The 14778-nt window shown below is 48.7% G+C and carries 8 protein-coding genes; all 8 read right to left on the bottom strand.

The genetic code is table 11. The features are described from left to right. Positions 1–5 precede the first annotated feature (5 nt). Positions 6–881, bottom strand: coding sequence for a carbohydrate kinase family protein (locus tag BLR73_RS08575; RefSeq protein WP_073044836.1), 876 nt, complete (start codon positions 879–881; stop codon positions 6–8). Between the two features lie 5 nt (positions 882–886). After that, on the bottom strand, positions 887–2038 hold the full coding sequence (locus BLR73_RS08580; protein WP_091861070.1) for an MFS transporter: 1152 nt from the start codon (positions 2036–2038) through the stop codon (positions 887–889). A gap of 30 nt (positions 2039–2068) precedes the next feature. Next, positions 2069–3727: a glycoside hydrolase family 32 protein gene (locus tag BLR73_RS08585; protein ID WP_091861310.1), complete on the bottom strand. Its 1659-nt coding sequence runs from the start codon at positions 3725–3727 to the stop codon at positions 2069–2071. 148 nt (positions 3728–3875) lie between these two features. Continuing rightward, positions 3876–5933, bottom strand: coding sequence for a VapE domain-containing protein (locus BLR73_RS08590; RefSeq protein WP_091861073.1), 2058 nt, complete (start codon positions 5931–5933; stop codon positions 3876–3878). 819 nt (positions 5934–6752) lie between these two features. Further along, positions 6753–8282 (bottom strand): glycoside hydrolase family 32 protein, encoded by a 1530-nt coding sequence (locus BLR73_RS08595; RefSeq protein ID WP_091861076.1) that lies wholly within the window; start codon positions 8280–8282, stop codon positions 6753–6755. A 25-nt stretch (positions 8283–8307) separates the two neighbouring features. Beyond that, a complete protein-coding gene (locus tag BLR73_RS08600) occupies positions 8308–9804 on the bottom strand; it encodes a DUF4960 domain-containing protein (protein ID WP_091861079.1) in 1497 nt (498 codons plus the stop codon). Between the two features lie 41 nt (positions 9805–9845). After that, positions 9846–11582: a RagB/SusD family nutrient uptake outer membrane protein gene (locus BLR73_RS08605; protein WP_036910486.1), complete on the bottom strand. Its 1737-nt coding sequence runs from the start codon at positions 11580–11582 to the stop codon at positions 9846–9848. 61 nt (positions 11583–11643) lie between these two features. Continuing rightward, the gene (locus BLR73_RS08610; protein WP_073044842.1) at positions 11644–14757 is read right to left on the bottom strand and encodes a SusC/RagA family TonB-linked outer membrane protein; all 3114 of its coding nucleotides are present in this window, start codon (positions 14755–14757) and stop codon (positions 11644–11646) included. Between the last annotated feature and the right edge of the window lie 21 nt (positions 14758–14778).

Genomic DNA, 14778 nt, shown 5'->3' on the forward strand with positions numbered 1-14778 from the left:
GATATTTACTTTTTCAGCTCTTCTGGAATCACGGGCATGGCACCGTTCTGGGTGCATACAAAGGCACTTACTCTGACGGCGATTTTATGGGCTTCCTGTACGGGTTTCCCGTTGATGATTGATGCACAGAACGAACCAGTAAACGAGTCGCCAGCGCCTACTGTATCGGCCACTTCTACCTTTGGCGTATCCTGGAACGATGTCAGACCGTCGTCGGTAAATACATACGATCCGTTAGTGCCGCAGGTTAGTACCAGCATCTTCAGTTGATAGTCCTGAACTATCTTCTCGCAGGTACCGCGCATATCCAGTCCGTCGTAGCCGAACATGCGGTTAACCACTACCAACTCTTCGTCGTTGATTTTTAGGATGTTGCAGATGCAGAACGAGTCCTCAAGAATCTCCTTCGTGTAGAACTGTTGGCGCAGGTTGATGTCGCAGATTTTTATACAGTCTTCAGGGGTGGCATCCAGGAACTTACGTATATTCTCACGACTTACTACGTTGCGCTGTGCCAGCGATCCGAAACAAACTGCACGTGCATTCTTGGCTATCTCCTCCATCTCGTCGGTAAAGGGGATATTGTCCCATGCTACGTTTTCCTTAATGTCATAGGTGGGTATGCCGTCGCCCGTTAGCGTCACTTGTACCGTACCGGTAGGATAGGGTACCTGGGGCATCAGGTAGTTGAGGTTGTGCTCTTTCAGCGCCTCAATGGTCTCCTCGGCCAACGCGTCGTCGCCAAGTGCGCTGATGGCGATGGTATCCAAACCAAACTGTGCTGTATGATAAGCGAAGTTGGCTGGTGCGCCACCAAGTTTCTTTCCTTCGGGAAGTACGTCCCACAATGCCTCTCCGAGGCCTACTATATATCTCTTCATAATACTTAGTTGTTTTTTACGTTCTTAATATAGGTAAACAGATAAATCACTCCAACAGCCATTACTGCTACTGCGCCGGCCTGGCCCATGGCGTCGCTGGCAATTCCCATCAGCAGTGGAAAAATCGTGCCTCCAAACAAGCCCATAATCATCAAACCCGACACCTCGTTCTGCTTCTGTGGCATGGCTGTGAGTGCCTGTGCAAAACAGATAGAGAAGATATTTGAGTTGCCGTAGCCCACCAGTGCGATTGCTGCGTAGAGAATCCATTTTTCTGTGCCGATAAAGAGTCCGCACATCGATAGCGCCATCATCACTACGCTGATTACGAAGAATGTGCGATTAGGCAATACTCGCAGGAAGAACGATCCGGTAAGGCAGCCGATAGTACGGAATATGAAGTACAGACTGGTAGCAAATGCTGCGTCGTTAAGTGTCAGTCCCAGTCGTTCCATCAGAATCTTTGGTGCTGTGGTGTTGGTGCCCACATCGATGCCCACATGACACATGATACCAAAGAATGATAGCAGTACGATAGGTGTGCCTAGCAGCTTCAGGCATTCAGTAAATGTCGATGCATTGCCTGACGTCTGTTCTTCTTCGATAGGAGTAATTGCGAGTAGCGCTGCAGCCAGAATGCCCACCACGAAGTAGATCATAAACAGCACTCGCCAGTCGTAACCGAACGAAGGCAGAACCTGTGTGGCGCCCCACATGGCCAGATATGGTGCCAGAAACGAGGCGATGGCCTTGATAAACTGTCCGAAGGTGAGTGTCGATGCCAGATTGCCGCCGCCCATCACTGTTGATACCAGTGGGTTAAGCGATGTCTGCATCAGGGCGTTACCTATGCCAAGCAGCGAGAATGCGCATAGCATAATCGGGAAGTTCTCGCCAAACAGAGGCAATAGCAGCGATGCGATGGTCACGCCGAGCGACAGCAGTACAGTGTTCTTTCGTCCGATCTTGTTCATCAGCATCCCCGTAGGTACGCTGAAAATCAGGAACCAGAAGAATACGAGCGACGGGAAGATGTTGGCCACGCTGTCTGTCAGCTGCAGGTCTTCCTTCACATAGTTCGATGCAATGCCCACCAGGTCGACAAATCCCATGGCGAAAAAGCAGAACATCACGGGGATCAGAGCAAATTTCTTCATATTACTAAATATTCTCTAAATTCTAAATTCTTACTTCTTAATCTCATATATGGTCGCCTTTCCGCCCTTCACCTTTATGTTATTATAAGGTTCTGATGGGAATACCAGGTTTGTCATTGCCATCTTTCCTTCTGCATCGAAGGCCTCGATAGAACAGCGGTCGATAAACAATCGCAGCTGTTTGATATGTCCATAGGTGGGCGCGATAGTTGTGCATGCGAATGCTTCGCTGAAACTCACGTCGCCACTCTTTGTGCGGTCCATGCTGAAGCTCTGGCGCTGTCCGTCGTAAACCATCACAACCTCTTCGCCCTTTGAGTTCGAGAGCACAATCTCCGCCTGATTCTTCACGTCCACTACTATCTCGCAAGCCTCAGTAGGCTTCCTCACTTTGGCGCCACGCATAGCCAGCATCTCCTTCGATGGTACTACGCTTACGTATGTCTCCTCGCCAAAGTTAAACAGTCCCAGGTCGCGAGGAATGCTGTTGCCCGAGCGATACTGCTTGGTTGGCACCTGGTTGGCATACTGCCAGTTGCTCATCCATGCCAGTACTACATGGCGGTTCTCGGGTGCGTTATAGAATGATACGGTAGCATAGTGATCCTTGCCATAGTCCATCCATTTAGTTACCTTTGGCATCGACTCGCAGGTAAACTTATGTCCGTCAAACTGGCCCACAAAGTACTGTGTAGCACTACCGCCGAAGGGGCCGCCAGGGTTGATGTTGCAGATAAGCACCCACTTGTTGTCGATCTTCATCAGGTCTGGGCACTCCCACACACCACCGTGATTGCCATACTCCTGACCGAAAGCTGACTCGTATTTCCAGTCTTTCAGGTTCTCTGACGAGTAGAGCTGCATCTCCTGACCCACTGCCAGGATCATCACCCAGCGCTTGGTGCCCTCAAACCAGAACACATTGGGGTCGCGGAAGTCGGGCTTGTCGCTGGTCAGTATAGGGTTTCCTTCATATTTCTTGAATGTCATTCCACCGTCTTTTGATATGGCCATCGACTGTGTCTGGTGGTGACCGGCTGAGGTGTAGAAGGCTATTACATCATCTCCGTTGGTGATACATGAGCCACTGAAGATGCTACCCAACCAGTCGGGCTCGAATGTCTGTGGCTGTGCTTCCCAATGCACCAGGTCTTTCGACGTAGAGTGGCCCCAGTGCATGTTCTCCCATTGTGAACCATAAGGGTTGTACTGATAGAAGAGATGCCAAACACCATCTTTGTAGAACATACCATTCGGGTCATTCATCCAACCATAAGCTGGGGTGTGATGATATACGGGGCGGAAATGCTCACGGTTTGTGGTGTCATATGTATCGGAGTATTTGATTTCCTTCCAACAGGCGAACTCGCCTACGGCACCTTTCAGACGGCGGTCGCCATGAAACTCGATGTCGAGCAGCTGGGCATCTTTCAGTTCATAGGGCACATAATAGTCTACGCGGTCTACTGCCAACTTCACATTGATGCGCTGCACCATCTCGTTCTTCCCGTTTACCACAGCTATTGCTGCAATGTCCTCAGTTTCCTGTACGGGCAGCAGCAAGTATTTGCTTGGTTGTTCCACTCGTAGCATGGCATGCTTCTCGCCCAGCACCATAGGCGTTACCTGCGCCATTGCCGATGCAGAGGTAAGCACGGCTGTCACCATCATCATTACCGTTTTTCTCATTTTGCTATTCATTTTTTGTTGTACGATTTTAGATTTCTGCTGCAAAGGTAGTGTATTTCGCGTGTATATCCTATTAATAATGTTTCAAACAATAAGAAAAATCGTTCATTGCAACAAATTTTTATGCAATGAACGATAATTAAAAGTTTTATTTCTCCTCAATACTATACATTTGACATGTATTCGTCTTGTGGGGCTTGTAGCCTAGTTGACTCAGGGCGCGGCCTACTTCTATGTTGATGCTCTTGGTTAGATGGAAGTTGGGGAACGTCTTGTTGAGCGTCTGTACGATGTCATCTACACTCATGCGGTGTGACTTGTCGTCGTCGAGGGTGGGGCGGAACGTTTCTGAAATCATCTTCTCGATGCTACCTACGCGTTCGAAACGATGATTCTCGCTGATGATGCGCTGGTTGTCGGCCTCATCAAACCAGTACTGGCGACCTTGACTGATCTCAGCTACCAACTGGGCATAGAGCTGTGGATAATCTATTGGAGTAAGGTAGTCAATCTGTTGCTCGACTACGATGCAGACAAAACGTCGCGAACCAGTTTTGTCGTCAGGCAGCGGGCGTGAGTTGTTGGTTGTGGCGATGAACGATGCATAACGTTTTCGCTGTTCGTAGGCCTTGCCGTAGGGTGGGCGCATTTTTACGTCCGACTTAGAGATAAGATGTTTTAGCAATGGTTGCTGACTCCTTGAGAGCATATCAAACTCGTCGATGTTGATAAGTGCAAACGAGGTCAGGCCCAGATTGATGGCCGTCTCGTTCTTAAAGTCGATCTTATCGTTATAGTACTCGCGCAGTTCTTCTGGCAGGATGAGGCCGCAGAAGGCAGATTTACCACAACCCTGTTCGCCAATCAGCATCGGCACGATGGCATTACCATGATTGCGATCGATACCCTTCCAGTGGGCCACCATCGACAGCATCCAGGTGTGGAAGTCGCTCACCCAGTGCGGGTTAGACGTTTTTATGCGTTGTGCCAAAGGCGTCACACGGTCGATGCCATCCCACTGCGGCAACTGCTCCAACCATTCGTTCACTGGGTCGTATTGTGGTATCAACGTCGACTCCACATAGCGTTTGATGTCCTTGTCCCACGAGTCGAGACCAGCTTTCAGGGCACGTATCGACATGGTGTTCATCACCTCCTTAGTCAGATCACGGAATTTATAGTCGTACGAGTCCTTCGAAAGATACTGTGCCACACCAGTCATCACGTTCTTTCGCAGTTCGTAGCGCGAATTTAGGAACGACTCCGTCTTGTAAGTCAGAAGCTGCGATGGCTTTACGTGTTTCAGTGGCCAAGTGGCTTTCAGCGTCTTGCTGTATTGCGAGTCGAACACCGTCTGAACATACGTTGCGTCCTCGTTCAGTCGATTGTCGTAGAGCGTCATCCTTACGGCAAAGGCCTCATCGATGCCGCTTTCGTGACAGTTGAAGGCGAGCACTTCCAGGCAATGAGCCACAAACTCCTCCTTGCTATCTAGTCGGCATGTCTCAAGTGCATCGGCCTTGCATGCCTGATACTCATGGCGCATCGATGCCTCAGTAGACAAGCCTGGTATCACCTTATTATTAGATGCTTGTTCGTCTAGTTTTGCCGTCTTCGATAGTCGCTCAGTCGTGTTCTCAAAAGGCGAAACCAGGATGGCGACTGCATCTGGGTCGTAGAATATGCCTGGGTCGTGACTCAGCACACAACTAGAATGTAGCGATGGTGGGATGTTGTCTACACGTACGGCCAACTGGGTGGAGTAGATGTAGTGGAACTTGGCGTAGGCATTGCGATGAAACTGCTCCACCTCCTTCAGGTCGTAGCCATCTGGATTCTGCCACATGTCACGCTCTTCGGCCTGACATACTATCTTTACTGATCGTCCGTCGGCGCCTATGAAGGCCATCATGGTATATGGTATATAGCTGGCCTCATTGCGGATGTCTTCAGCCGTTTTTCGATCGGGCAGGTTGTTGATTTCCAACAGCACACAACCATTATACACATCTGTCCACTGTCGTCCAGCCTTTGTCATCAGCATCGACGAGAAACAGATGGCGGGTCGCTCTGTCAGTTCGTCTATCAGTTTGCCACTCTTCAGTTTTCCTGTGCGAATCATCTCTACAGCGTCGCTCATCAGGTGTCGTGTATAGCGCTCCTTGCCGTCGCGCTTGTTGATTAGGGTTACTTTAGTTGTACTCATTGTCTTGTTGTTTTTTAAATAACCCTGCAAAGATACACATAGATTTTTACATCACCAAACTTTTTTATAAATTTCTATTCCACTTCCACCAAACTAGCCTTATGTCTTTTATATATGAGGCTTTCAGCAAGTGGAAGAGCAATATTTCTATTCCACTTCACTTCCACATTTTAGCATCGATAGCCCTGGAGAAAGAAATTGGATAACCATCTAGAAAGATCTGAAACACTAGGTAGTAATGAAATTCTCTAGAGAATTTTCGAGTGATACGTTATGTTGTGGTTATAGATTGCCTAGCTCGTTGTATAATTCTCTAGAGAATTTTATATTTGGTGGAAGGCAAGTGGAATAGAAATAAGTCTCTTCCACTTGCTGTATACCCTGTGCTTATACGACTTTGAGCGGTGTTTAGTGGAAGTGGAAGATGAATCTATCTTTTTTTTATTTGTAAGCGACTGCTATTTTTTCTCTAACTACTTTTCAATTGCAAAGTACCTAACGTGCAATTGTTCTCTAGGTACTTTGCAAATACAACACTTCAAAAAAAAAGTGCGACTCTCACGAACCGCACGTTTTTTTGAAAAACCAATGCATTACCTTACTACTAACTTACTAATTAACTTTTAACCAATTAATCACTCGATGAACCTAAAACAATTTAACTAACTAATAACAATATGACCGTATCCTAAATCTTCTGCGGCAAAGTTACGGCGTTTTTCAATATCCATCGATAAATATTGTTTCAATCACTAACAAAAATCGTTCATTGTTACAATAATACATGCAATGAACGATTTTTTATTGTGACTGATAATATTACCAGATTCTGCTGAGCTGACGGACTTGAGCCTCGTAATCAGCACCAGACACTGTCAGAGTGTTATAAATGCTCTGGGGGAAGATGAGGTTGGTCATCGACATGGTGCCATTTTCTGTAAAGAGCTCTACTGACGACTGATCAACGTAGATGTCGAGCGTTACAGTAGTACCTGAAACATTCAGAGGGGCTCGCATTGAAGGAACTGAGAATGTTCCGTTGAAATTAGTCTTACCTGTAGCAGAGGTGCGATGAACAGTAAGCATGCTGGACGAAGCATTAATATCGATGACGTATTTCTCATCGAACGAATTACCCAGCGTGATGGTAGAGTTCTTATCAAGATTGAGCTTGATTCTAAGCTGATAGGCATCTTTTACATCAAGACTTGCGCCTGCCGACAGCCAACTACCGGCTATCTTATCGATTTCGCTAACCACAGTGTTGGCCAACAAAGGAGTGCCGTTGTAGTTGATAAGTTTCAACTCGCGAGGCAAAGTCATTGCCGAACGCCAAGGCGAACAAGGCACATCGCCAGCATAGCTCCAGTTGTTCATCCAACCAATCAGCAGTTTTCTATCGCCGGTATTGCTCCAGGTAACGCCAGCATAGTTGTCCATACCATAGTCGAGCCAGAGCGGATAGTCGAGTGCATCGGCCTTGAATTCCTTGCCATCGAACTGACCAACAAAGTACATGGTGCCAGAGCCCAATACGGGGCCGCCTGGGTTTACACTTACTATCAGCACCCACTTATCGCCAAACTGCAGCAAATCGGGGCACTCCCACTGCAAGTCGGGACGACCAGGTAGGTCGACCACAAACGTGCTTAGCTTGGTCCAGGTCTTCATATCGGTAGAGCCGAAGAACTCTATGCCCTTGCTCCAACCTTTGGCCAGCGACATAATCCATTGCTGGGAGTCGGCATGCCAGAACACCTTGGGGTCGCGCTGGCGGTCGTCATTATTCTTAATAATGGGGTTGGCGGTGTAGCGTGTAAAGTTCTTACCGCCATCTGTAGAATAAGCCATGCTTTGCTGCTGTCCGGCATCGCCAGCCGAAGTATAGAATGCCACCATGGCGCCTGCACCGAAACCTGCAGTATTGTTATGATCGATGACAGCCGAACCAGAGAAGATATCGCCCAATTCATCGCGTGTCAGGGCTACGGCCTGCTCTGTCCAGTGAATCAGATCGGTACTGGTGGCATGACCCCACGACATATTACCCCAGCTGTTGCCTTGGGGATTATATTGGTAGAACAGATGATAAACGCCATCAACGTACACCATACCGTTGGGATCATTCATCCAGTTCTTAGCCGGCGTGAAGTGTATCTGCGGGCGATACAATTCGGTGTAACTGCCAGGTGTTGGCGTAGGTGCAGGAGGATCGACAGGCTCCACTGGCGTGGGTGGCTCGGGAGCTGGTTGTTCCTTCTTGGGATCATCACTTGTACAACCAAGAATGGTAACCGCCATTGTAGCGGTTACCATCATTGCAGAAAAGAAATTACAGAATTTCTTCATATTTTTCTATCACTAACGCTATCTATTATCTTGTCTTCAGATATTCAAGAGAATTCTTGGCGAGAGTAAGGACATTGTCCTGATAGATATTGTTCTTTGGATGAGCGCTCTTGTCAGGAGTACCGTCGGCATTCTTCATAGAGAATTCGCAACCACCGTTACCGATGCAAAGCAGTGTGCCCTTAAACTCGGTATTACCCTGCTGAGCCTCCCAAACGTTCATCTGGCTAACCCACCATATCTGGCTGTCCCAGGTGCCGAGTGGATATACACCGTAGGTCTGTGTGCACTGAGTGTAGCAAGCCTCCTCCTGGTTACCGATGCCGGTCCACAGACTAGGCAGATTGAAGTACAGACAGTTGTGGTCCTCAGTCCAACCTGGTCCCTTGAAGGCAATGAGTTTGGTGTCGGGAGTGGTTTCTACTTCCAGACCCTTATAGATGGGGTGAGAAGAGTGATCTTTCTTGAACTTGTGGTCGGGATTCAACTCAACAGCCATCTTCCACACGTCGTTGTTGATGCCACCCTCACCGAATCCGAAGGCATGGTCGTTGCCCTTCATCTCATCGAGATTGATACGTCCCAGGTGTCCTGCATATACGGTGGCATGACTCCACAGCAGCATGCTTCCGCCGTTCTTATACCACTCCTTGATGATTGGTGTGGCAGCTTGTACGTCGGTAGGAATATTCCATACGTCACTTTCGCTGACACCCTCAAGGTCGCGCAGCCAGAACAGCACACGGAATGGCTCAATGACGTCGGCAGATGTGATGCTTGCGAATGGTACGAACTGTGCTGTAGGATAGGTCTCGTGCAGCCAGAGCCAAGCCGAAGCCTCGTCGTCGTCGCCCTTCTCTACTAGCTCATCTGGAGTGGCGTAGATGCTCAGGAAGCCGATGGCGGTCTTACCGATACGGAGCGATGATGTGGTTGACAGCGATGTGCCCTTTTCGTTCTGGGCTACCAGTTTCACCTCCCATGTGTCGCCTGTCTCAACATCCTTAATGAGATATTGGGTGTCGGTACCAGCCAGCGTTTCTGTAATGGTTCTTACACCGTTAGTGGCAGTCAGTATGATACTTGTGGCATCGGTTGCCTTGTTCCAAGTAACCAGGGCATCGTAACCGCCGTCTTTGTCAAGCTGACTCATCTGTAAGCCACTGATGCTGCTTGCACCTTCGCGGGTGTAGTTCTTGACAACGCCGGTAGATACGTTGCTGCCGTCGGTCAGTTTGAACACATATTCAAATGCCACGTTGGTGGGCACATTCTTATGTGTAAAGGTATTGCCGCTGACGGTCTCTGTGTTCGAGATGGTTCCATTGCGGTAGATAGCAACTCGCATCTGAGCGTTCTGGGCTGGCCACGACCAGATGTAGTCGTCGCCTGACAGTTGACCTGTGATCTGTGATGCATCGGGAGCACTGAGCTTCATGGCCTCACGGTCGATGTCCTTGTCCTGACAGGCGGTCAGGACTAAGGCAAACATCGCCATTATAATGAATGATATCTTTTTCATAATCCTTAATTATCAATTGTCAATTATCAATTATCCATTTATTAATTGTATCCCTTGTTCTGGGTGTAAAGACCAGGAACGTAGTAGAGCTGGATGTAAGGCAGTGGGAAGTACTCATTCTTGCCTGGCGTAAAGTGGGCATCCTTATAATATTGGGCGTAGGTCTGTTCGTTGTAAACAACATCTTTCTCGGTCTCAAAGAATGCATTCAGGGTCTTCGAAGCAATACCCCAGCGGCGCAGGTCGAAGAAGCGGTTGCTCTCCATGGCCATCTCCAAGCGGCGCTCCCATTGCAGACACTTACGGGCAGTCTCCTTATCTTGGAAATACGAGGTAGGATAGAGGGCAATCTCGCACTGGTCGGCAGCGTATGCAATGTGCTTGGCTACAGAATTCTTAGCACGCTGACGGATATTGTTAATGATGGTACGGGCCTCTTCCAGTGAGCCGGTTTCAATCAGTGCCTCTGCACGCATCAGCATCACGTCGGTATAGCGCAGTACATAGTCGTTCATGGCGAATGCCTGCCATGGGTTGTCGAATGTCTCGCCCTTAGAACGCTGTGGCACTTCCTTCAGAGAGGCATAGTAGCCATAGGTGTTTGGTGTACGAGAGTTGTCGGTAGTCATGGTGTACTGAGCCTCGTATTTGTATGGGAATGTAGGCATACCTACTGTGTGGAACAAACGTGGATCCCACTTCTGGGCTGTTGGCACACCGTTGATAGGATAGTCGATCTGATCGTTATAATTATCAAACATGGGCAGACCGTCCTTTGTCTTGAATGCGTTCACCAGGTTCTGTGTGGGCTTGTGGAAGTCCCAACCGCACGACCAGATACCCCAGCAGCCATTCAGCATGTTACTCCAGTTGGCGCGTCCATACAGGGTGTTGTCGTCCTGATAGTCAGAATGCTGGACAGCGAAGATGCTCTCTTTTGAATTCTTGTACTCAGGCAGGAAGATATCGCCGAAGTCCTCCAGATAGCCATACTGTGAGTTAGCAACCTCCTGTGTGTATTTCAGCACTTCCTGCATATACTGACTGTTGATATGGCTTACGCCGGTATTGGCCTCGTAGCCGTCGCCCCAAGCCATGGTCAGGTAGCACTTGGCCAGATAAGCTGCAGCTGCTATCTTGTTGGCACGTCCACCCTGCTGCTGTTGTACAGGCAGTACATCGTAGGCGGCCTTGAAGTCTGCTACAATCTTCTGCATCAGCTCTTCGTGTGAAAACTCATCGTTACGGGTCTGCTCCTCAGAGTGAACCTTGTAAACCTCTTCGTCGATCCAGGGCACCTGATTCCAAAGCTGCACCAGTTTGAAATAGAAGTGGGCACGGAGGAAACGAACCTCGCCTTCGCGGATGGCCTTTGTTTGTTCGTCCATAGTCGTACTGTTGGCCAATGATACTAATGCACGGTTACAACGGCTGATCGAACAATAGAAGTGATACCACAATTCGTCCATATGATCGGGGGTAGAAGCTGTCAGAGTTGACCATACCTCTACTGGGTGGTAGTTTGTGTCTGTAGTACCCGAACCACCTTTCATGGCATCGTCTGATGATACGTCGCCGTAAGGCCAGAGGTTAAACGGATAGGTGTACCAGTCGTCGCCCAATTTGGCGTAAGCAGCAGTCACCATCTCTTCGGGCTGACTCATGGCAATGTCTTCATTGATAACACCCTTTGGAGTTACGTCGATGAAATCGTTGCACGATGTGAGCGTACCGCAAACGATCAGACCTGCGCAGATTGCTTGATATATTGTCTTCATAATTGTATTGCTATTAAAAACTTTAATCCTTCAATTCTTTAATCCTTCAGTTCTTCAATCCTTAGAAGCTTGCCTGGAGTCCAAGTGAGATGCTGGTACTGTTAGGATACATCCAGCGTGGGTTCTCAGGATCCGAACAGGTGAGTGAGCTACTCTTGATGGTGAGCAGGTTATGACCTGAAACATATACACGAGCGCTCGACATGTTCAGCTTGTTGATAAAACTCTTTGGCAGATTGTAACCCAACTGTACCTGACGTAATTTGGCGTAAGAACCATTCTCTACAAAGTAGGTCGAGGTGCGGTTCTCATTACCAGTGTTGTTGGTTGTCAAGGCTGGGATGGTACTGCTGGTGTTGGCAGTGGTCCATGCACCCAGCATACGGTTACCCTTGTTCGAACCGGCATCGGTCAGACTGTAGAAGTCGGTCTGGAACTTCTGGTCGTTATATACATCCTGACCAGCTACGCCTTGCCAGAACATGTTGAAATCGAAGTTCTTATAACTCAGGTCCACATTCAAGCCCCATGAGTAATTGGGTACTGGATTGAAAATCCAAGTCTGGTCCTGCTCGTTGATGACACCATTACCATCCAGGTCGGCATACTTCAAACCGCCTACACGGGCATTGTCCTGACCGCTTGCGATAACCTCCTCACGGGTTTGGAATAATCCGTCAACCACATAACCAACGATAGAGCCATAGGGCTTCTTCGATTCTACCAGATTCTGCTTGGCTGTGTGAACGTAAGAACCCGTTGTGGTCTCAGGCAGATAGGTCACCTTTGAGCGGTAGAAGTCGATGTTTCCATTGATATTGTACTGCAAACCGTATTGTGTTGTATGGCGGTAGCCGAGTGCCAACTCCATACCCCAGTTCTGCAGACTTGGACCGTTCAGCCAGCTGGCACCACCTTCACCCATCGAACCCAGATAGGCAGGGTTGATCAGCATATCTTTCACCTTTTTAATATAGGTATCGAATGTACCATAGAGTGAGCTGCCGAAGAAACGGAAGTCGAGACCAGCGTTCCACTGCTCGGTAGTCTCCCATTTCAGGTTGTTGTTCTGGGCCTGTGTGGCACGGAATCCTGAAGGGAAGATGCCGCTGCCGGCCAGATTCAGGTCGTAGGCAGTCGATTCGTTACGTCCACCACCATAGGTAGCAGCATAAAGACCGTAGCGCGCATAGTTCGAGATAGCCTGGTTACCAGTCTGTCCCCATGATGCACGAATCTTCAGATCGTCAATCCAACTCTGTTTCAAGTGCTGTGAGATACGATAACCGAGTGTGGCTGCGGGGAAGGTACCGTAGCGGTTGTTCTCACCAAAGCGGCTAGAACCGTCGTGACGGATAGTGAACGAAGCCAGTACCAGATCCTTGAAGTTATAATCGAGCTTGCCGAAGAATGATACCAGATTGTAGCCCTCCTGCATACCTGTTGCACGCTGTGTACCGGTGGCTGCGTCGGGATACATATAGTCGTAGTTCTCAATGGCAAACATCTGTGCGTAGGCATTCGACCAGTCATTGATATCTCTGTGGAGCTCCATACCACCCAGTACGATGAACGAATGGTCGGTACCAAGTGTGAAGTTATAGTTGGCAGTGTTCGACCAGGTCCACTTAACCGATGTCTTAGCACCCATGTTGGCTGATGGGGTAGAGTTGTTTACCACGTCAGAGTGCCAGGTGTATGTTACGCTGTGGATATTCTCCGACCAGAGGTCGAGACCGAAGTTAGAACGTAACAGCAGTCCCTTGATAGGCTCCACGTTGACGTAGGCGTTGCCAAAGATACGCCACATCTTCAGGCGGTTGTCGCGGTTGTGATACAACTCACGAAGTGGGTTCTGACGGTCGCTCATACCACCTACCGGACCCGAGAATGTTACACCGTCCTCCTCATAAACAGGCAGTGTTGGCGACATCTTCAAGGCATTCTCCAGAGGCTGACAGTCAACCTGGTTAGAATATGTGATAGTGGCATTCTCACCGATGGTCACCAATTTGTTGAGCTTGAAGCTGGTGTTGATACGGGCTGAGAAACTCTCAAAATCAGTGTATTTCAAAATACCCATGTTTTTCTTGTATCCGAATGAGAACAGTGCCGACGACTTCTCGGTAGCGTTCGAGATAGAAAGGTCGTAGTTCTGTGAGAAACCGGTGCGCGAAATCTCCTTCAACCAGTCGGTATTGCTGAAACGCATGGTTCTCTTAGCGTTCATAAATCCGTCGTACAAACCGTTCACGGTGAAGTTCTCCATCTGTCCTGTGGCGGGGTTGTAAGCCGAGATGGGTGTGCCATTGGCTGCATGCAGTGTCAAACCATAGTTGTTGGCGTATGCCTCAGGATTCAGTCCGTCGTTCATGGCAGCCTGAGCCATAGCAGTCGCATATTCGGCAGTGTTCGACAGCTTCATCATGCTCTGCTTATTGTAGAACTGAGCTGTCAGGTTGGCCGAGAAGTCAACTTTCACTTTGTCGCCCTTCTTGCCGCTGCGGGTAGTGATGATAATCACACCATTGGCAGCACGGCTACCATAGATAGAGGCCGAAGCAGCATCCTTCAAAACCTGCATCGACTCGATATCGTTCATGTTCAGCGTGTTCAGATTGGTCGTTGTGGGCACGCCGTCGATAACGAACAGTGGGTCCTGTGATGAATTGAACGATCCGATACCACGGATACGAACAGTACCTGCTCCTACAGGTGAACCATTGCTCGTGATGGTCATACCTGGCACCTTACCCTGCAGTGCTCGCATGGGGTCGGTGTCCGACGAGGTCTTGAGGTCCTTGGTCTCTACTACTGATACCGAACCAGTCAGATCGGCCTTACGCTGGGTCTGGTAACCAGTTACTACCACCTCGGCCAGTTCCTTGGCGTTGTCTTTTAAGGTGATGTTCAAACCATTCTTTGCAGGATGCTCCTGTGTCTCAAAACCGATGTATGAGAACACGAGAATGGTGCCATCTTTTACCTTAATTCTAAAGTTACCATCAAAATCGGTAATCGTACCATTCGAAGTCCCTTTCTCCATCACTGTGGCACCAATGATTGGTTCGCCTGTAGCGTCAACCACCGTACCACGAATCTCACTTTGCGCGTACATAAGTGTACTTGTAAAGATGAAAACTAAACTCAGAAACATTTTCTTTAGTTGTTCCATTGTTGATCGTTTAAATTTGGT

Source organism: Prevotella sp. khp1 (assembly GCF_900102205.1).
GTDB lineage: Bacteria > Bacteroidota > Bacteroidia > Bacteroidales > Bacteroidaceae > Prevotella > Prevotella ruminicola.

Coding starts and splice junctions, on each gene's coding strand:
- BLR73_RS08575 (WP_073044836.1), bottom strand. CDS start 881: ATGAAGAGATATATAGTAGGCCTCGGAGAGGCATTGTGGGACGTACTT.
- BLR73_RS08580 (WP_091861070.1), bottom strand. CDS start 2,038: ATGAAGAAATTTGCTCTGATCCCCGTGATGTTCTGCTTTTTCGCCATG.
- BLR73_RS08585 (WP_091861310.1), bottom strand. CDS start 3,727: ATGAGAAAAACGGTAATGATGATGGTGACAGCCGTGCTTACCTCTGCA.
- BLR73_RS08590 (WP_091861073.1), bottom strand. CDS start 5,933: ATGAGTACAACTAAAGTAACCCTAATCAACAAGCGCGACGGCAAGGAG.
- BLR73_RS08595 (WP_091861076.1), bottom strand. CDS start 8,282: ATGAAGAAATTCTGTAATTTCTTTTCTGCAATGATGGTAACCGCTACA.
- BLR73_RS08600 (WP_091861079.1), bottom strand. CDS start 9,804: ATGAAAAAGATATCATTCATTATAATGGCGATGTTTGCCTTAGTCCTG.
- BLR73_RS08605 (WP_036910486.1), bottom strand. CDS start 11,582: ATGAAGACAATATATCAAGCAATCTGCGCAGGTCTGATCGTTTGCGGT.
- BLR73_RS08610 (WP_073044842.1), bottom strand. CDS start 14,757: ATGGAACAACTAAAGAAAATGTTTCTGAGTTTAGTTTTCATCTTTACA.